We start from the raw sequence: 19,000 nt of genomic DNA on the forward strand, positions 1-19,000 counted from the left end.
AGCACTTGCTTTGCTGACAAGTATTGGAAACCATACTCAAGTTTCGATTCCACAGACCTTAAGAAATCCGACCACAGTATTCCAAGTCCTTGTTTAGTAAGTGTCTACTAGGTCTTGATGTACTGGCAGAGTTAGCCTTCAATGCGCACCCGCAATGATAAATCTATTGCGGTAACGTGCTTGGTTAAGGCCCCGGATGAGACATAGTCAACCCCCAAATCCGCAAGGGATTGCAAATGTTCATCGGTGATATTGCCAGACACTTCCAGTTTACTTTGCCCCTGGTTCAGGGCTACTGCGCGTTGGATCTGTTCGTTATCAAAATTGTCCAGCATGATGATGTCGGCACCGGCTTGCAGCGCCTGTTCAAACTCAGCGAGGTTTTCCACTTCTACTTCGACTTTCTTGCCCGGCGCATCCAGGTGGGCTTGGCTGACTGCGTTTTCAATTGAGCCGCAGGCGAAAATATGGTTTTCTTTTATCAGATAGGCGTCGTACAAACCCACCCGGTGATTGGTGCCACCGCCGCAACTGACGGCGTACTTCTGCGCAAGGCGCAGCCCCGGGAGAGTTTTGCGGGTATCAAGTATGGCAGTGTTACTCCCTGCCAGTTTCGCGACGTAGTGGGCCGTTACTGTGGCCGTAGCGGAAAGCGTCTGTAAAAAGTTCAGTGCGGTGCGTTCTGCAGTGAGTATGCCACGGGCCGGGCCCTGCAAGGTCACCAGGGTAGCGTTTGCCTCTACCTTATCTCCGTCAGAAACATGCCAGCTGAGTTCAATGCTGGGGTCAATGAGTCTGAAGGCCGCATCTGCCCATTCGGTTCCACATACCACACAGGGTTCCCGGGTGATAATAGTTGCAACGGCATTTTGCTGTGCCGGAATAAGATTGGCGGTGATATCGTTTTCAGGGCTGAGGCTACCGCCCAGATCTTCGCATAGCGCGAGCGTGACCTGAGCTTCAATTTCTGATTGAGATGGGCGTGACATGCTTATCAACTCGTACTTTTTAAAGGGTACGCAATATTAACGAATCTCCTCTCTGAGTAAACTCCAATTGGCGCAATACACTCATGCCCAGCAGAATATAGTCGCCATCCATGCCCGGATTCAGGTTTGCCTTAACATTACGCACTTCAATTTCACCGATACTCAACCGTTCGATTTGCGTGCTGGAGACTCGCACAGTGCCGTTGGCAGTTTGCACCAGGCTGCTGTAACCGGCCTCTAAACCCAGCCGCTGTTGCAGATGGGCGGGTATAGCCACGTCGGTTGCTCCGGTATCGATGAGAAACACCACTTTCTGGCCATTGATGGTACCACTAGTAACATAGTGCCCGGCGCGGTTCTGTTTCAAAGTGACTTCGGTCTGGCCGTTATAATATTGAGAGGCCGGCTGATCGTTGGGGTTATACCGCTTCTCAAGCATTCCGCTAAACACATAGGTCAGCAGGCCCAAGCCACTGATCCAGGCGAGGATCACCATCCATTTGCTAACGCTGGTGTCACCACCACTGCTCATTGCTTTACCCCGTTGTTCAATAAATTTTTATCACTATATCAAAACATCAGCGCTTGTAGATTGATTTAGGCGGTGCCAGACTGGCCGTTCAATAAATTCAGTAATTTTGAAGATTATGTCTGAACAGCTCGATTTTGTTCATGGGGCCGAGTGCATTCCTTCCCCGCATTGGGATGAGCGGCCTGAGAAGTGCGATATCTCGTTGTTGGTGATCCACAATATTTCGTTGCCTCCCGGGGAGTTTGGCGGAAAGGGGATCGAACAGTTATTTTGTGGCACGCTGGACCCGTCAGAGCACCCGTTTTACCAACAGATAGCTGGCCTTAAAGTGTCTGCGCATTGTGTAATCCGCAGAGACGGTAAAGTTGAGCAGTATGTACCCTTCAGTGCCAGAGCCTGGCATGCCGGCGTTTCCAGCTTTCAGGGCCAGGGCCGCTGCAATGATTTTTCCGTTGGTATCGAACTGGAAGGCACTGATACGCAACCCTATACTGAACATCAGTACGCCAGTCTGGTGAAAGTGTGTCAGGAACTCATTGAAGCATATCCGAAAATTTCCCTCGGCCGCATTGTGGGGCATAATGATATTGCACCTGGCAGAAAGACCGACCCCGGGCCCTTTTTTGACTGGTGTCGTCTGCGTCAGCAACTCAAATTCTGAATGACTGAATTGACCCTATAGTTTAGGAAACTGGTTCGTATGATTATTGTAAGTCTGTTATTGGTGATTGCTCTTGAGCGCAGTCTGATTAAGACTCCTGAATGGCGCATAGAAACCTATATAGCGCGTTATCGTCAGTGGCTGCAGGATAAAAACTGGCTCACAACTTCTAGCCCTGACTATATAGTATTGTTTTTTATACTCGCCCCAGGCTTGCTGCTTTGGGTGCTGGAGTCCTGGCTACTGGGCGGATTTCTTTCCTTTATTCTGCAAACGCTTCTTTTATATGTCTGTATGGGATGCCCCGAACTCAGAGCGACCTACCGGTGCTTTTTGCAGGCCGCCGATCGGGGGGATCTCGAAGCCTGCAGCTTGTATGCAAGACAGTTGGGGCATCGCGATATAAATGAAGATGTTGACGAACCCATTTCAGAAGATATTACGCCAGAGCATGAAACTGGCCGCAGTTTTGGTCAGCAACTGATTTGGCTCAATTATCAGCATTACGCGGCCGTGATCCTGTTTTTCATCGCCTTTGGAGCGCCAGGCGCCCTTATTTACTGTGTTGCACGACAGTTCCATCACACCTTCACCGATGAGCAGTCGGATGCCGGGGAAGCAGAGTTTGAGGTAACCAAAACAGTGATGCATGTTCTGGATTTTGTTCCGGTGCGCATCACGTCACTGGGCTTTTTGTTAATGGGGCATTTCTCCCGGGCTCTGCCGGTTTGGCTGGATGCACTGGCCGATACCCGCATTAGTGCGATCAAATTGCTGACCAGTGTTGCTGCGGCTGCGGAGATGACCAACGACGAAGTTCACAGCGACATTGCCGCTGAGCCCGTGCAACTGGTGCGACTGGCTAAACGTAACATTCTGTTTTTATTAGTAGTTACAGCACTTCTTACCTTAACCGGCAACCTGGCCTGACATTCAACGGCCCACTGTCTTTCCAATCGGACTGGCCTGACGACGGATTACTTCTTGTCTGACCAGTCTGCTTCTCAATTAAAACTTCTTTAAATTCAAGTATTAAAGTTGATTTTTAGTCGATTTTTCAAGCTCTGCTATATTGAAACTATTTACCCGGTTGGCGATCTGACCTAAACTGTATAGGTAAAATGGTATGACCAATGCAGGGTGGCTCTCGAAAAATGTTTACATTTTCGCCACCCTATTTATTAGGTGTAGGGCAACTTCCGCATGCGGCAAGGTCGAAAGAAACTCTCGGATGTGATCACCGAACAGCTGGAATCCATGATTTTGGACGGTTCCCTGCTGGCCGGGCAGCAACTGCCGCCGGAGAGAGAACTGGCCCTGCAGTTTGACGTTTCACGGCCATCGTTGCGCGAAGCCATTGGCAATTTGCAGGCCCGGGGGCTTGTGGAGCGTAAGCAGGGCGGCGGGACTTTTGTCAGTCGTGATCTGAACGCCGCGATGATGGACCCGTTAATGGCGCTGATCAGCCGACGGCCGGAAACCCAGTTTGATTTACTGGAATTTCGCCACGCGCTTGAGGGAATGGCAGCCTACTATGCCGCATTGCGGGGTCAGCCGGAAGATTACGAAGCTTTGCAGGATGCATTGGACATGTTGCCAGAACCGGGGCCGGATGATTCCAAACGCCCCCTGGCTGAAGCAGTAGGGCGTTTTTACATGAGTATGGCCCGGGCTTCACACAATATGGTGTTGTTGCATGTGATGAGTACCATGCAGGCCATGCTGGTGGAAAACATCGAACGAAATTTTGTCATGCTGGCCTATCAGCCCAGTGTGAACCAGGAAATTACCAGTCAACGTCGGGAGATTGTCGCTGCGATTGCATCGCGTGATCCCGAAGCTGCCAGGCAGGCGTGTAATGCCCACCTGGCATTGATTGAGAAAACCTTGCTGGCGATCAATCAGCGCGACAGCCGTGTGCAACGTGCATTGAGACGCCTGGAGATTTAGGGGCCTGACGGCCTCAATATGTACCGGCAAAGGCCGGTTTATTAATGTGTAAGCCAGTATGGCTTACGACCAGTACAACGTAAGTTAAGTATTCCATCCCCCGGGTGTACTCCCAGGCGGATGGTTTTCTATATCAGCAGAAAAATAGGATGGCACCATGACTGAAATGATGCACCAAGATGTGGATCCTCAAGAAACACAAGAATGGCTGGAGTCGTTAGAGTCGGTATTAGAAGAAGAGGGCGTTGAAAGAGCGCATTTCTTACTGGAATCGTTAATCGAAAAAGCGCGCAGAAATGGTGCCCATTTGCCCTATGATGCAACCACCGCTTACATTAATACCATTCCGCCCGGGCAGGAGCCGACCATGCCGGGCGACCAGACCATTGAAGCGAAGATCCGTAATGCCCTGCGCTGGAATGCCCTGATGATGGTGCTGCGGGCGTCCAAGAAAAATCTTGAACTGGGCGGCCACATCTCCAGTTTTGCTTCATCGGCCATGTTATACGATGTAGGCTTCAACCACTTTTTCCGCGCCCCCAACGACAACGACGGTGGCGATTTCCTGTTCATTCAGGGCCACGTTTCTCCGGGTATCTACTCCCGCGCTTACATAGAAGGCCGCCTGAGTGAAGAGCAGCTTGATATGTTCCGTCAGGAAGTGGACGGCCAGGGGCTGTCTTCCTACCCGCACCCGAAACTGATGCCGGATTTCTGGCAGTTCCCAACGGTATCCATGGGCCTTGGCCCAATGCAGGCTATCTACCTGGCCCGTTTCCTTAAATACCTGACCAACCGTGGGCTGAAAGACTGTTCTGCACAGCGCGTTTGGTGTTTCCTTGGTGACGGTGAAATTGATGAGCCGGAAAGCTTGGGTGCAATTGGCCTGGCTTCCCGTGAAGGTCTCGACAACCTGACTTTCGTGGTGAACTGTAACCTGCAGCGTCTGGACGGCCCGGTACGTGGTAACGGCAAAATCATTCAGGAACTGGAAGGTACCTTCCGTGGCGCTGGCTGGGAAGTGATCAAGGTTATCTGGGGCCGTTACTGGGATGCTCTGCTGGCCCGCGATACTTCCGGCAAACTGCTCGATTTGATGAACGAAACCGTTGACGGTGAATATCAGAACTTCAAAGCCAAGGGTGGAGCTTACACCCGAGAAAAATTCTTTGGCAAATACCCTGAGCTGAAAGAGATGGTAGCCAACATGTCTGACGAAGACATCTGGCGCCTGAACCGTGGTGGTCACGATCCGGTGAAAGTTTACGCCGCATACGATCGTGCAGTGAACACCAAAGGTCGCCCACAGGTTATCCTGGCCAAAACCGTGAAAGGCTACGGCATGGGTGCGGCTGGTGAAGGTAAAAACATTGCCCACCAGGTTAAGAAAATGGACATGGATGCGGTTAAACAATACCGCGACCGTTTCAACATTCCGGTTGCCGACGGCGAACTGGAAAAGTTGCCTTACTTCAAGTTTGCTGATGACAGCGAAGAAATGAAATATCTGCGTGCCCGTCGCGATGCGTTGCACGGCTTTATGCCGCGCCGCCTGCCGAACAGCACTGAAGATTTGCCAGCACCGCCACTGAAAGCGTTTGAAGCTGTTACCAAAGGCTCAGGCGATCGTGAAATCTCTACCACTATGGCGTTTGTGCGTGTACTGACAGCGATGCTGAAAGACAAGCAAATCGGTAAGCGTGTAGTGCCCATTATCCCGGATGAAGCCCGTACCTTTGGTATGGAAGGTTTGTTCCGTCAGGTGGGTATCTACTCAAGCCAGGGTCAGAAATACGAACCACAGGATTCTGATCAGGTTGCTTACTACCGCGAAGACAAAAAAGGCCAGGTCTTGCAGGAAGGTATCAACGAACTGGGTGCCATGGCGTCCTGGTTGTCAGCGGGTACCTCCTACAGCACCAACGACCTGCCGATGATCCCGGTTTACATCTACTATTCCATGTTTGGCTTCCAGCGTGTAGGCGATTTGGCCTGGGCTGCCGGTGACAGCCAGGCTCGCGGTTTCCTGGTAGGTGGTACTGCCGGAAGAACCACGCTGAACGGTGAAGGTCTGCAGCACCAGGATGGTCACAGCCATACCCAGGCTGCCCTGATCCCGAACTGTATCAGCTACGACCCGACCTACGGTTACGAAGTGGCGGTTATCGTGCAGGACGGCCTGCGCCGCATGTTCGAGGAACAGGAAAACGTGTTCTACTACCTCACCGTCATGAACGAAAACTACGTTCAGCCGGAAATGCCGAAGGGCGTGGAAGAAGGCATCGTGAAAGGTATTTACCTGCTGGATACTGTGGGTGACAAGAAGCGCAAGCGCAAGGTTAAGCTGCTGGGCTCCGGCACCATTCTGCAACAGGTTCGCGAAGCCGCGGCCAAACTGGCAGAAGACTACAACGTGGTTGCCGAAGTTTACAGTGTGACCTCGTTTAATGAACTTGCCCGCGAAGGTATGGACTGCGACCGTTACAACATGCTGCACCCTGAAGCCAAGGCCAAGGTTCCTTACATTACCGAGACCCTGTCTGCCGGTATTGATGGCCCGACTATCGCTGCGACCGATTACATCAAAAACTATGCTGATCAGGTTCGTGCGTTTGTACCGGGCTCTTATCGCGTACTGGGTACCGACGGTTTTGGCCGCTCCGACAGCCGCGCCAATCTGCGCCGCCACTTTGAAGTGGATGCCAGCTACGTAACTTTTGCTGCTCTGTACGAGTTGCACAAAGCCGGTGAAGTCGACAGCAAAACCTTGTCGCAAGCCATGCAGGATCTGAATATCGATCCTGAAAAAATTAACCCGCTTTACGCGTAAGTTCAGGGAGATTCAGTACTATGTCAGATATTAAAGACGTATTCGTACCCGACCTGGGTGAAGATGAAGTTGAAGTCATTGAACTGTGCGTAGCAGTGGGTGACGAGGTTGAAGCAGAAGCATCTCTGGTAACGGTTGAAAGCGACAAGGCGAGTATGGACATACCTGCGCCGTTCGCCGGAACCGTTGCCGAACTGAACGTTAAAGTGGGTGACAAAATCAAGCAGGGCGACCTGCTGGCCAAGCTGTCAGCCGGTGGTGCGAGTGAATCTGCCCCGGCGGAAGAAGCGCCACAAGCTTCTGCTGCTCCGGCAGCAGATCCGGCACCGGCACCTGCCGCAGCCAGTGGTGGCAGCCAGACCATTGAAGTGAAAGTTCCTGATATTGGTGATGCCTCTGACGTAGACGTTATCGAAGTACTGGTTGCAGAAGGTGATACTGTAGCTGCCGAAGACGGCCTGATCACGCTTGAAACCGATAAAGCCACCATGGACGTGCCCTCTCCGCAGGCCGGTAAAGTTGTCAGTCTGAAAGTGAAGGAAGGCGACAAGGTCAGTGAAGGCTCTTTGGTTCTTGTTCTTGAAGTCAGCGGCGGGGCATCTGAAAGTGCGCCTGTCGAATCAGCGGCAGCTGCTCCTGCTGCAGCTGAACCGGTGGCAGAAGCTGCCGGGGGCGAAGAAGTGGAAATCGAAGTTACCGTTCCGGATATCGGCGATGCCAGCGATGTGGATGTTATTGATGTACTGGTTAGCGAAGGTGACACGGTTGAGGTGGAAGATGGCCTCATCACGCTGGAAACCGATAAGGCGACCATGGATGTGCCGGCACCAAAAGCCGGTGTAGTGACCAAATTGCTGATCAAGCAGGGTGACAAAGTGTCACAGGGCTCTGCGGTTCTGATGCTTAAGGTTCAGGGCGCTGCGGCACCGAAAGCCGAAGCAAAAGCTGCTGCGGCTCCTGCCAGTGCACCTGCACCTGTTGAAAGCAGCCGCCCTAAGCCTCCGCCGGTGCCTCACCACCCTTCCGCTGGCGAAAAGCCTAAGTCCGGTAAGGTACATGCGTCACCTTCGGTACGCCGTCTGGCCCGCGAGTTTGGTGTTGACCTGACCCAGGTTAGCGGCAGCGGTGCGAAAAGCCGTATCCTCAAGGAAGACGTTCAGTCTTACGTTAAGTACGAGCTGAGCCGTCCGAAGGCGACTGCCGCTGCGGTTGGCGCCGGAGAAGGTGGCCTGCAGGTAATTGCACCGCCCAAGGTGGACTTCAGCAAGTTCGGTGAAGTGGAAGAAGTGCCACTGACCCGTATCCAGAAGATTTCTGGCCCGAATCTGCATCGCAACTGGGTGACCATCCCCCATGTGACACAGTTCGAAGAAGCTGACATCACCGATCTGGAAGCGTTCCGTAAGCAACAGAATGTGGTGGCAGAGAAGCGCAAGCTGGGCTTTAAGATCACGCCGCTTGTGTTCATGATGAAAGCCGTGGCGGATGCACTCAAAGCCTATCCGGTGTTTAACACGTCCTTGTCTGCAGACGGTGAATCGCTGATTCAGAAAAAGTACTACCACATTGGTATTGCTGTAGACACTCCCGGAGGTCTGGTGGTGCCAGTAGTGCGTGACGTGGATCAGAAAGGTATTTATGAGCTGTCCAAAGAGCTACTGGAAATCAGTGCCAAGGCTCGTGATGGCAAGCTCAAGGCAGCCGATATGCAAGGCAGCTGTTTTACCATTTCCAGCTTGGGCGGTATTGGCGGTACGGCGTTTACGCCTATTGTAAATGCGCCTGATGTAGCCATATTGGGTGTGTCGAAAAGCGATATCAAACCAAAATGGAACGGTAAGGAATTTGAGCCTCGTTTGATGGTGCCACTGTCGCTCTCCTATGATCACCGGGTGATCGATGGTGCAGTAGCGGCACGTTTTGCGGTACACCTGAAAAACGTACTGGAAGATCTGCGGGAAATGTTGTTGTAACCCGCTGTTCCGTAGTGGGAGCCTAAAGGCTCCCACGCAAGGTTTTACCGGCTTTTAGCCGAAGTTGGCTTTACAGGGCAGACCAGCCCTAGTTAGAATTCGAGCCGTTACGCATAAATTCAGATATTTGGACAGAATTGAGGTCACAATGAGCGAAATTAAAACTCAGTTAGTAGTATTGGGCGCCGGGCCTGGCGGCTACTCCGCAGCATTCCGGGCAGCCGACTTGGGCTTGGAAACCGTGCTGGTGGATGCCAGAGATACACTGGGTGGGGTGTGTTTGAACGTGGGATGTATCCCGTCTAAAGCACTGTTACACGTTGCCAAGGTGATCAAGGAAGCCAAGCATTTGGCTTCTCACGGTGTGACCTTTGGCGAACCGTCTTTTGACCTGGACAAGATCCGTGAATATAAAGACGGCGTGGTTGCTCAATTGACCAAAGGCCTGTCCGGTATGGCCAAGATGCGCAAGGTTAAGCACGTTCAGGGTTACGGTAAATTCACCGGCTCCAACACCCTGGTGGTGGAAGGCGCGGAAGGTAAAACCACCATCACTTTTGAAAAAGCCATTATCGCTGCTGGATCTGAACCTGTATCTCTGCCTTTCATTCCGCAGGATGAGCGTGTTATCGATTCCACCGGTGCACTTGAACTGAAAGACGTACCAGAGAAAATGCTGGTTCTGGGTGGTGGTATCATTGGCCTGGAGATGGGGACTGTTTATCATGCCCTGGGTTCTCAAATCGACGTGGTTGAGTTCCTTGACCAGCTGATCCCGGCAGCCGACAAAGACGTGGTGAAGGTTTATACCAAAACCATCAAAGACAAATTCAACATTATGCTGGAAACCAAGGTAACCGGCGTTGAAGCGAAAAAAGACGGTCTGTACGTGACCTTCGAGGGCAAGAATGCGCCTGCTGAGCCGGTACGTTATGACAAGGTTCTGGTAGCGGTTGGCCGTCGCCCGAATGGTCTGAAGATTGATGCCGACAAAGCGGGTGTGAAGGTTGATGAGCGCGGCTTTATCAATGTAGATAAGCAAATGCAAACCAACGTAAGTCACATCTTCGCCATCGGTGATATCGTAGGCCAGCCCATGCTGGCGCACAAAGGTGTGCATGAAGGCCACGTAGCTGCTGAAGTGATTGCCGGTAAGAAGCATTACTTCGATCCTCGCTGTATTCCTTCTGTTGCTTACACTGAGCCGGAAGTTGCCTGGGTTGGACTGACCGAGAAAGAAGCCAAAGAGCAGGGGCTGAATTATGAGACCGCCACCTTCCCGTGGGCTGCCTCTGGCCGTGCCATTGCGTCTGACGCGACCGACGGTATGACCAAGATGATCTTCGACAAAGATTCTGGTCGTGTTCTGGGCGGTGCCTTGGTGGGGACCAATGCAGGTGAGATGCTGGGTGAAATTGGCCTGGCGATTGAAATGGGTGCAGATGCTGAAGATGTGGCACTGACCATTCACGCTCACCCAACGCTGAATGAGTCAATTGGTTTGGCTTCCGAAATTTTCGAAGGCAGTATAACTGATTTGCCGAATCCAAAAGCCAAGAAAAAGTAAGTATTGGTAATCATTGTTGAAAAGCGAGGCCGGGTGGCCTCGTTTTTTTTTGCCTGGGTTTTACGTTTTAACGCATTTTTGGCCACATTTTCGCCATGCTCGTGTAATATCGTAGGCTTTGAAGTTAAGCGCCGAAACTTTATCGCAATTTTACTAAAGTAACGTTACATAACTGACAATGACAGCGGACAAAAAGCCACTACCCTCACAACTGGAATTTTTTGATATTCCCAGCCCGTGTATTGGGGTTTGCCAGTCAGGGCCACGGGGCTATTGTGTGGGCTGTTTCCGAAGTCGGGATGAGCGTTTGTACTGGCAAAGAGTGAACAACGACACCAAGCGACAAATTATTGCCGCATGTGTCAGGCGCAAGCAGGCAGCATTGCGCAAACGCCGCGACGCAGCGCAGTCCGAAGATAAGCCAGCAGCGCAGCAAACCGAACTGTTTCCTTCTGACGAGGAAGTTAGTCAAAAAGGCTGAGTTTTAAGTTCTGATTGGTATAATGGCCCGCGTTATAATCGGGCAGGTTGATAAAAGTATGTCAGTAGAAAAGTACGTTTCCTTTGCAGCACAATCCTTTACGTTACCAGATCTCTGTTTGCGTATCCGTAATGTGCTGGATGATCACCGTTCCGATACCGACGATATTGCACGTATGATCAGTGTGGATCCGTCGTTAAGTGCCAAAATCCTGCGCCTTGCCAACAGTGCCCTGTTTCGTTTTCCTTCGCAGATTGAGTCCATTCCTAAGGCCATAAATGTCATTGGTGGTGAAGCACTCTACAACCTGGTGATTGCAGAGACCGCTAATTCGGCATTCAAGTGCTTCGAGTCCGGTTTGATTCGGCTCGACAAACACTGGCATTCTTCAGTTTACTGCGGAATGGCCGGTAAGTATCTGGCCAAACAGTCCAGGGTGCGGGCCAGTGAACGTTTTTTTGTGATGGGGATCCTGATGAACCTCAGTGAACTGGTCATCGCAAAATGTTCACCGGATGAGTATCAGGCTTATCTTAGTGATGAGCACCCGGGATTACCGTGGGAAAAGCAAAAGAAGTATTTTAATTTCACCTTTGCCGAGTGCAGCGGTACGATTATGGAAAGCTGGAAGTTGCCATTGCCATTGTTTTTCCCTGTTAAAAATGCACACAATCCACATAAGCAGGCAGCGGAGCGTGATATTGCCCTGATAGCTTGTGCCCAACGGATAACATTGCGAGAAAATGAACCTCAGGAATATGGCAAGCTGGAATTGTTTACTCCGGAAATCGCCGCCAGCCTCAAAGTGGAGGGGGAAACCCTGGGGAATGCAGTGAGCTTTGCGAACACTGAAACACAGAAAATTGTGAATTTGATCCGCTAGGTGTCATATCGCCGGGCGGCTACCAGGGACGGTACAGAAAAAATCTCGTTGCGCTAAATTACAATCAAGAATTAATTTTATGCAAAACCAAATTGTCTTGCGTTTGTTGATTATATTTTTGCTTACACTGGCCTTTTGTGAAAGTGCCATGGCGGCCAAACGCAGCCGTATACAAACCCTGTACAACACCGACTTTGTTGTTCAGGATGGCGCAGATCCGCATTTTTCTCTCGACGGCGAAGTCGGCTTGCTTCTGGCTACCGGTAACACTGATGCCACTTCAGTAAAAGCCAGCCTGGCCGCTGACCACGAGACCCACGACTGGAGCAACATTTATTTTGCCGAAATGTTGTACAAGGAAGTTGAAAAAAACGTTAACGGTGAAAAGGTTAATGACGTCGCTGCTGAACGTTATTTTGCCTATGGCCAATTCGATTACAAGCTGGGCACGCCCGGGCGCCGCATGTTTATGTATGGCGACTATGAAAATGACAGGTTTAATGGTTACAACTATCGTGCGTCGTTGGCAGGTGGCTGGTCACACCGGTTATGGCGTGATGAGGACAGTGAATTTCGTTACTCTGTGGGGCCGGGGTATGCGTTTGTTTCTGCAGAAGAAGAGAAAAACGACAATCTGAATGATGGTGTGATTGTGCGGGCGTCGGCTGAATATAAGTTTCAGTGGGCGACCGGAGCCAAGTTTCGCCAGTTTGTCAGCATGGAGTCGGGAGAAGACAACACCAAATCCCGTTCCGAAACATCACTATCGGCGAACCTGTTCGGCTCGCTGGCCATGAAACTGGCGTTGAAAATGAACCATGAGACCAGTGTGCTTGAAGCTGCAGAAAAGCTGAATACGGAAACTTCAGTCTCGCTGGTGTACCAGTTTTTTTAATAGCAATATTGTCTCATGCACGCTTGCATGCGTGCGGGGAGTAGCCCTTTTGCGAATATTGATACCCGGAACCAGGCTGGCAAGTGCGAGCCGTCAGCTGGTCCTGTTATCACGGAAATGGTTTTAATTTAGGAAAGCACATGGATAAAAAAATACTGGCTTTTGCCCTTTCAGGGTTATGTTTTACCACATTGGCATTTGCTGAAGGTGAAGAGGAAATGAAACCCTTTTCAATGGAAGCCGGAATGGGATTTAACATTACCACCGGTAATACTGAAACCACTTCACTGAATGGGTCTATTGTCGCCAATCATGAGCTGGAAGACTGGAGTAACGACTACAACATTTCTGCGCTCTACAAAGAAGAGACAGTAGAAAATGCCGACGGGGAAAAGGAAGACCGTATCTCTGCTGAGAAGTATTTTGCTTCCGCCCAGGCCAATTATAAGTTAACCAATCCCGATCATCGTCTATTCGGCTTCGCTTCCTACGAACAGGACAAGCAAAGCAGTTACGACTATCAGGCGACTCTCGCATCCGGTTGGAACCAAAAGTTGTGGGAGACCGAAACCAGTAAGTTCGAATATTCGCTGGGTCCGGGTTACGCGTGGAGTAAAACCCAGGACGGTGAGCAGCAAAACGGTATGATTGTTCGTGCATCCGCTGCTTTCCAGTGGTTTGTTTCTGAAACGTCCAAGTTTACCCAGACTGCCAGTACTGAGGTGGGTAGAGACAACACCAAATCTCTATCTGAGAGTGCACTGACCGCCAGTATTAATGGCTCTCTTTCCATGAAGTTAGGTATCAAACTTTCACACAATACCCACGTAGAATCCGGTAAAGACAAGCTGGATACTGAAACTTCGGTTGCCCTGGTGTACAACTTTTTCTGATAGGTAAGCTTTAATAGGAGCAGTGTGGGAAGATTTGAGTTTGTGAAAAGAATTTACCCAATATCTGCAAATCGGATTGCTAAATTGATGATTTGCTGCCTTGGAATATCAAAACCAGGTTTGGATTTCTGGGCGCTTATGTTATCTGAGTAGTAAACCCTCCCTTGCCGGGACTAACAATTCCACGAATCAGCCCAGTTTAGCGACTGGGCTTTTTTCGTTCAGGCGCAGCAAACCTGAGCTACTTTGCATAGCCAGTCTAATCATTCTGGTAATTTGCCAATTGCGGAATTTCGGCATGAGGGCGAGTAACAACCTATACTTTCCGGAAACTGAATCTCCGCACCAAACAGATCTGTTCCTCTTTCATATGAAATTCAAAAGATTGTGCGTTTTCTTTTGTATTTAATTCCAAGCCCAAGCTAGCTACCTGTTTTAGTCAGCAAGTAGAAAATAAATTGTTGAATCATGATACATGGCATTAACATTTTTGATTGATGTTGCATAAATGTTGATTTAATATTTGATTGCAAATGATCAGGCGTGAGTGTTTTGGTTGTCTTTTTGATAATTTGATAGTCAGCACGAGTTGGTGAAACCATTAAATTAGCCTTTATAAAGTAAAGCTCACTGCCCACCCAATCACAACACATACAGAAGAGTACATTATGAATTACGGAAAGGACTCACGTATGCCAATGCTACGTTATCTATTGTTAGTAATTTCGCTTTTAGGTTTTTCGACTCAGCACGTAAACGCTGAAGTGACTTTGGAAAGCCAGGTTAAAATCGCCGATAACGCATTGCATTTCGATGGCGTAAAAGTTAGCGCTAGCACGCCAGATAACGGTACCGAAAAATACGATTATTATTATGGGCCACAAATATCTGCCCATGGCGATAGTATCAAAACCTATAAACACTATGTGTTCACAACCTGGTATCGCGGTGGCAAGTACGATCGTCACGTAATGTTAACCCGTTACAACACGTTAACAGGTAGCAAAGCAACGATTGAATTCCCTCATCGCCACACTGGATTTAGCGGCAAACCACACATAGGTGAATCACACAACACCATTGCGGTCGCAGTGAGCCCAATAAACGGCACTATTCATCTACTCTACGATATGCATAGCTATCGTGATCAGGGCGTCTTTAAAGACGATTTCTTCCGTTATAGCTACTCGGTTCCTGGTGCTGCGGAAGTATCTGATAGCGACTTTACGCTTAGCCAATTTGTAAAAGACACCAGCAGTATTAGCCAAGGTCCTGATGACTATAAACACGTCACAATGACAGGTGATTTAGCGGATGTTCTTGATGACACCAGGCTAACTTACCCTAAATTCTTTACTAACTCAGATGGCACCTTGCTCTCTTATATGCGTAATGGCAGAGACAATAACGGCCGCTACGTATTTAACCGTTATGATGCAGTAAACCAAAAATGGTCTAGGTACACAGCGTTTAACTCACTGGATGCTATTGATAAAGGCAACGATTACAACTGGGGCTTATATGGAAACATGAAATACGTTGCAGGAAAATTGCGCGTTGGTTTCCAGCAACGTCAGGCAGTTTCTACTGACAGGTATACTCATCAAAACGGTGTTTACTACGCCTATTCTGATCACCCTGAAGGTTTTGGCGATTGGAAAAACCACCACGGTGAATCAATAACTTGGCCGTTAGTTAACTCAGATGAAATTAAAGTGTTTGAGCCGGGTGACTTCATCACTGGTCATGAAGATCCTAACTCTGTTTATATGGTTAGCTACTTTGACTGGACAGTAACTGAACGGGGCGATATTCACATCATCAGTCGCGTACGCTCAGCAGACAGCAAACGAGCTGATTTCCAACAAGTATATATTCACTCTTACAAGCCTATGGGGGCGACTGAATTTATTCATTCTACAGAATTTACTGGTGCTCAAAGCCTTTATACATCTGGAAACAATGTCTACGTTATTGGTTTAAACGGCTCGGGACGCCCGTTTGTAGAAAAAACCGAAGGTGGTACCAGCAACTTCACCCGTGTATATGACGGCGACTCTGGAACGCAGTTCTCCCACGGTGTTCCATACATCAGTAAAGGAAAGCTCTATTACTACTTAATGGAAAAAGCTGAAGGTAGTGCTCGCCCTGTTCATATACAAGTTATTGATTTAGATATTGAAAACAATGAAAACGCACCGGAAGTTAAATTCCCTTGGTCGTCAAAAACCGTTGACGAAGGTTATGAGCAACTAATCTTTGAAGTAAAAGCCACCCCTGTTGAAGGTCGTACCATTGAATCGGTGTCTTTATACATTAACGACCAATTAATTCGTGTTGATGATTCCTATAAATTCTTATTTGGTCATGCCAGCAAGCCACACGAAACGGGTGCTATGGGTTGGTTAGACACTCACAAGCCAAACCCAAACCCATTACCAGCGGGTACTCACGTATTTAAAGCGGTTGCACTTGACAGTGAAGGCGATACGGGGGTAGCGACCATGACTTTAACAGTCAAATCTGATGGTCCGATCGTTCAGTTCCCTGAAACAGAAATGACGGTTAATGAAGGCTTTGAGCGCTTGGAGTTCAGAATAGATGCCAGCAGCCCAATTGAAGGCCGCACCATAGAATCAGTCACCTTATACATCAATGATGAATTAGTGCGTGTCGACACTAAACCGTCTTGGCATTTTGGTCATCAATATAACGCCCATGAAACAGGTGCTATGGGTTGGATCAGCTGTGATCAAGATCCAGTTCCTACCCCTTGCCATGAGCCAAACCCTAACCCATTACCTGCAGGTGAGCATATCTTTAAAGCGGTTGCCGTTGATAGCGCTGGCGATTCGGGCGAAACAACCATGAAGGTCATTGTTAAAGCTGCGCCCAAACCTCCGGTATTAACCTGGCCTAATGATGTGGTGACCGTTTACGAAGGTTATCCGCAATTAATGATTATTCTAAAAGCGGAATCACCCAATGAAGGTGGCTCAATTCAATCAGTCACCTTATATAGAAATGGCGAGCTGGTGCGTGTTGATACCAAACCGTCATGGAATTTTGGTCATCCGTATGCACCTTATGAATTTGGCGCTATGGGCTGGATAAGCTGCGATCAAGACCCTAAACCTACACCATGCCACACACCAAACCCTAATCCGTTAGGCGTTGGTACTCATACTTTCACCGCTGTTGCTAAAGATAATAACGGATTAGAAACGTCTGCAGACATGACGCTTATTGTTGAGGAAGTTCCGGCACCCCATGTAGACTTTGTTTACGATGAAATGGATTTATCAGTGGGTTATGAGTCGCTATCAACATCAGTTACCACTGAATCGATTGTTAGCTGGGTTGGTATTGAACGTGTTGACTTGTACCTGGACGACAACTTAGTGCGTGACATTTACGAAGCGCCATACACATGGGGCGGCTATGACTATCCTACAGAGTTGCTGGGTGCTGCAGCAGGAACCCATATCCTAAAAGCGGTTGCTACCGATACCAACGGTAAGTCTTCTGAAACCGATATGAGCTTTACTGTGAAGCCATCGGTAATTTCGGTTGATTCAGAAGAGGAAGGCTACGAAGCTGCCAAGATCTTCGATGGTGATACGAGTGATGACTCTAGTTGGTCAGCAGCACAAAACGGCACTAAAGACGTCATCGTTGATTTTGGTGAAGTGAAAACGATTTCAGGTACTAAACTTTGGACTACTGAAGGTCAAGAAGTTAAATACCAAATATTCGTTGCTAACTCACTTGATGAAGAATTCGTAAAGGTAGCGAAACATCAAAACAAAGATGATGATGCTCAACCGACGGTAACTGAATTCTACGCTGAAGGTCGTTATGTAAAACTAATGGCTATCGGTGACTGGCCAAATATCAATGAGCTTGAGGTGATATACGAGTAAAATATCGCTTGATGATCACACTACTACTTCTAAAGGAATAAAAAAACGCCGCAGATTGCGGCGTTTTTTGTGCGTGTGTTTAACTCAGTGCAGGATACGGGCTTTTATTGTGCCGTCAATCTGCTGCAGTTGAGCCAGGCCCTCGTAGGCTTTGTCAGCTTCCACATCTACCACAACATAACCAATCTCTGCGCTGGTTTGCAGATACTGCGCCTCAATATTGATGCCTTTTTCAGCGAACGTCTGGTTGATTTGGGTCAGTACACCCGGGCGATTCTGGTGAATGTGCAGCAATCGTGAACGACCTACGTGCTCCGGCAGGGAAACCTCAGGGAAGTTAACCGCCGACAGGGTGGAGCCATTGTCACTGTATTTGGCCAGTTTTCCAGCTACTTCCACGCCGATATTTTCCTGTGCTTCCTGGGTACTGCCACCCACGTGCGGGGTCAGGATCACGTTGTCAAACTGGCGCAGCGGCGACACGAACTCTTCGCTGTTCGACTTCGGCTCTACCGGAAATACATCAATGGCTGCGCCATGAATGTGGCCAGATTCCAGCGCATTCACCAAAGCGTCAATATCAATTACGGTGCCCCGTGAAGCGTTGATTAAAATGCTGCCGGCTTTCATCTTGGCCAGTTCCCGGGCACCAATCAGGTTTTGGGTTTGGGCCGTTTCCGGTACATGCAGAGAAACCACATCTGAAGTGCTTAACAGGGTATCCAGGCTTTTTACCTGGGTGGAGTTACCTAATACCAGTTTGTCTTCAATATCGTAAAACTGCACGCGCATACCCAGATGCTCGGCCAGGATACTGAGCTGAGTACCAATGTGGCCGTAACCAATAATACCCAGTGTTTTGCCTCGTGCTTCTACGGAACCAACGGCACTCTTGTCCCATTCGCCGCGGTGTGCTTTGGCATTTTTGTCCGGAATGCCACGCAATAACAAAATCAGCTGGCCCAGCACCAATTCAGCGACCGAGCGGGTATTGGAGAAGGGGGCGTTGAACACAGGAATGCCCCGTGAGCGGGTGGCGTCCAGATCAACCTGGTTGGTTCCGATGCAGAAGCAACCCACGGCAACCAGTTTGCTGGCCGCTTCAATCACATTTTCGGTCAGGTAGGTTCGAGAGCGAATGCCGATGAAATGCACATCTTTGATCTTTTCGATCAATTCGTCTTCCGGCAAAGACGTTTTCAAATATTCAATGTTGGTGTAACCATTGGCTTTAAAGGTCTCAACCGCACTTTGGTGGAGTCCTTCCAACAGCAGGATACGGATTTTATCCTTGGGTAGTGAAACTTTACTCATTGCTTCGCATCTCGATACGGGAAAAGTGGATTAAAAAGACATCTGGACGTCTAAATGGGTAAAATAGCAGAACTCAGCGACAGAGAAAAGTGCTATTTTTGTTCAGTTT

At 49.2% G+C, this 19,000-nt stretch carries 14 protein-coding genes; 11 read left to right on the forward strand and 3 right to left on the reverse strand.

Annotated features, from left to right (window positions below):
• Positions 1-131: 131 nt before the first annotated feature.
• Positions 132-989, reverse strand: a complete 858-nt coding sequence (gene nadC / locus DXV75_RS01045) for a carboxylating nicotinate-nucleotide diphosphorylase (protein WP_115591373.1) — start codon at positions 987-989, stop codon at positions 132-134.
• Between the two features lie 19 nt (positions 990-1,008).
• Positions 1,009-1,521 (reverse strand): retropepsin-like aspartic protease family protein, encoded by a 513-nt coding sequence (locus tag DXV75_RS01050; protein WP_115591374.1) that lies wholly within the window; start codon positions 1,519-1,521, stop codon positions 1,009-1,011.
• A 115-nt stretch (positions 1,522-1,636) separates the two neighbouring features.
• Between DXV75_RS01050 and ampD the strand changes: the two genes are divergently transcribed.
• The 11 genes from ampD (at position 1,637) to DXV75_RS01105 (ending at position 17,577) form a co-directional block, all read left to right on the forward strand.
• Positions 1,637-2,182: a 1,6-anhydro-N-acetylmuramyl-L-alanine amidase AmpD gene (gene ampD / locus DXV75_RS01055; protein ID WP_115591375.1), complete on the forward strand. Its 546-nt coding sequence runs from the start codon at positions 1,637-1,639 to the stop codon at positions 2,180-2,182.
• A 39-nt stretch (positions 2,183-2,221) separates the two neighbouring features.
• Positions 2,222-3,112: a beta-lactamase regulator AmpE gene (gene ampE / locus DXV75_RS01060; RefSeq protein WP_115591376.1), complete on the forward strand. Its 891-nt coding sequence runs from the start codon at positions 2,222-2,224 to the stop codon at positions 3,110-3,112.
• 273 nt (positions 3,113-3,385) lie between these two features.
• Entirely contained in the window at positions 3,386-4,132 is a 747-nt protein-coding gene (locus tag DXV75_RS01065) for a GntR family transcriptional regulator (protein WP_115591377.1), read from the forward strand.
• 157 nt (positions 4,133-4,289) lie between these two features.
• Positions 4,290-6,962, forward strand: coding sequence for a pyruvate dehydrogenase (acetyl-transferring), homodimeric type (gene aceE, locus DXV75_RS01070; RefSeq protein ID WP_115591378.1), 2,673 nt, complete (start codon positions 4,290-4,292; stop codon positions 6,960-6,962).
• A gap of 20 nt (positions 6,963-6,982) precedes the next feature.
• Positions 6,983-8,935 carry a pyruvate dehydrogenase complex dihydrolipoyllysine-residue acetyltransferase gene (gene aceF / locus DXV75_RS01075; RefSeq protein ID WP_115591379.1) on the forward strand — a complete coding sequence of 651 codons (1,953 nt, stop codon included), beginning with the start codon at positions 6,983-6,985 and terminating at the stop codon, positions 8,933-8,935.
• Between the two features lie 148 nt (positions 8,936-9,083).
• A complete protein-coding gene (lpdA, locus tag DXV75_RS01080) occupies positions 9,084-10,502 on the forward strand; it encodes a dihydrolipoyl dehydrogenase (protein WP_115591380.1) in 1,419 nt (472 codons plus the stop codon).
• Between the two features lie 178 nt (positions 10,503-10,680).
• Positions 10,681-10,983, forward strand: coding sequence for a DUF1289 domain-containing protein (locus DXV75_RS01085; RefSeq protein ID WP_115591381.1), 303 nt, complete (start codon positions 10,681-10,683; stop codon positions 10,981-10,983).
• A gap of 58 nt (positions 10,984-11,041) precedes the next feature.
• Positions 11,042-11,866, forward strand: coding sequence for an HDOD domain-containing protein (locus DXV75_RS01090; protein WP_115591719.1), 825 nt, complete (start codon positions 11,042-11,044; stop codon positions 11,864-11,866).
• Between the two features lie 79 nt (positions 11,867-11,945).
• Positions 11,946-12,761 carry a DUF481 domain-containing protein gene (locus tag DXV75_RS01095; RefSeq protein ID WP_245953075.1) on the forward strand — a complete coding sequence of 272 codons (816 nt, stop codon included), beginning with the start codon at positions 11,946-11,948 and terminating at the stop codon, positions 12,759-12,761.
• A gap of 140 nt (positions 12,762-12,901) precedes the next feature.
• Complete coding sequence (locus DXV75_RS01100) at positions 12,902-13,654, forward strand: DUF481 domain-containing protein (protein ID WP_115591382.1); 753 nt, start codon at positions 12,902-12,904, stop codon at positions 13,652-13,654.
• Between the two features lie 668 nt (positions 13,655-14,322).
• Positions 14,323-17,577 carry a BNR-4 repeat-containing protein gene (locus DXV75_RS01105; protein WP_245953076.1) on the forward strand — a complete coding sequence of 1,085 codons (3,255 nt, stop codon included), beginning with the start codon at positions 14,323-14,325 and terminating at the stop codon, positions 17,575-17,577.
• A gap of 84 nt (positions 17,578-17,661) precedes the next feature.
• On the opposite strand, the gene serA is transcribed toward DXV75_RS01105, so the two are convergent.
• Positions 17,662-18,891 carry a phosphoglycerate dehydrogenase gene (gene serA / locus DXV75_RS01110; protein ID WP_115591384.1) on the reverse strand — a complete coding sequence of 410 codons (1,230 nt, stop codon included), beginning with the start codon at positions 18,889-18,891 and terminating at the stop codon, positions 17,662-17,664.
• Positions 18,892-19,000 lie beyond the last annotated feature (109 nt).

This window comes from Alteromonas aestuariivivens (genome assembly GCF_003367475.1).
Taxonomy (GTDB): Bacteria; Pseudomonadota; Gammaproteobacteria; order Enterobacterales; family Alteromonadaceae; genus Alteromonas; species Alteromonas aestuariivivens.

Excerpts from the sequence above, each read along its gene's own strand:
- nadC (WP_115591373.1), bottom strand. The coding sequence starts at position 989 with ATGTCACGCCCATCTCAATCAGAAATTGAAGCTCAGGTCACGCTCGCG.
- DXV75_RS01050 (WP_115591374.1), bottom strand. The coding sequence starts at position 1,521 with ATGAGCAGTGGTGGTGACACCAGCGTTAGCAAATGGATGGTGATCCTC.
- ampD (WP_115591375.1), top strand. The coding sequence starts at position 1,637 with ATGTCTGAACAGCTCGATTTTGTTCATGGGGCCGAGTGCATTCCTTCC.
- ampE (WP_115591376.1), top strand. The coding sequence starts at position 2,222 with ATGATTATTGTAAGTCTGTTATTGGTGATTGCTCTTGAGCGCAGTCTG.
- DXV75_RS01065 (WP_115591377.1), top strand. The coding sequence starts at position 3,386 with ATGCGGCAAGGTCGAAAGAAACTCTCGGATGTGATCACCGAACAGCTG.
- aceE (WP_115591378.1), top strand. The coding sequence starts at position 4,290 with ATGACTGAAATGATGCACCAAGATGTGGATCCTCAAGAAACACAAGAA.
- aceF (WP_115591379.1), top strand. The coding sequence starts at position 6,983 with ATGTCAGATATTAAAGACGTATTCGTACCCGACCTGGGTGAAGATGAA.
- lpdA (WP_115591380.1), top strand. The coding sequence starts at position 9,084 with ATGAGCGAAATTAAAACTCAGTTAGTAGTATTGGGCGCCGGGCCTGGC.
- DXV75_RS01085 (WP_115591381.1), top strand. The coding sequence starts at position 10,681 with ATGACAGCGGACAAAAAGCCACTACCCTCACAACTGGAATTTTTTGAT.
- DXV75_RS01090 (WP_115591719.1), top strand. The coding sequence starts at position 11,042 with ATGTCAGTAGAAAAGTACGTTTCCTTTGCAGCACAATCCTTTACGTTA.
- DXV75_RS01095 (WP_245953075.1), top strand. The coding sequence starts at position 11,946 with ATGCAAAACCAAATTGTCTTGCGTTTGTTGATTATATTTTTGCTTACA.
- DXV75_RS01100 (WP_115591382.1), top strand. The coding sequence starts at position 12,902 with ATGGATAAAAAAATACTGGCTTTTGCCCTTTCAGGGTTATGTTTTACC.
- DXV75_RS01105 (WP_245953076.1), top strand. The coding sequence starts at position 14,323 with ATGAATTACGGAAAGGACTCACGTATGCCAATGCTACGTTATCTATTG.
- serA (WP_115591384.1), bottom strand. The coding sequence starts at position 18,891 with ATGAGTAAAGTTTCACTACCCAAGGATAAAATCCGTATCCTGCTGTTG.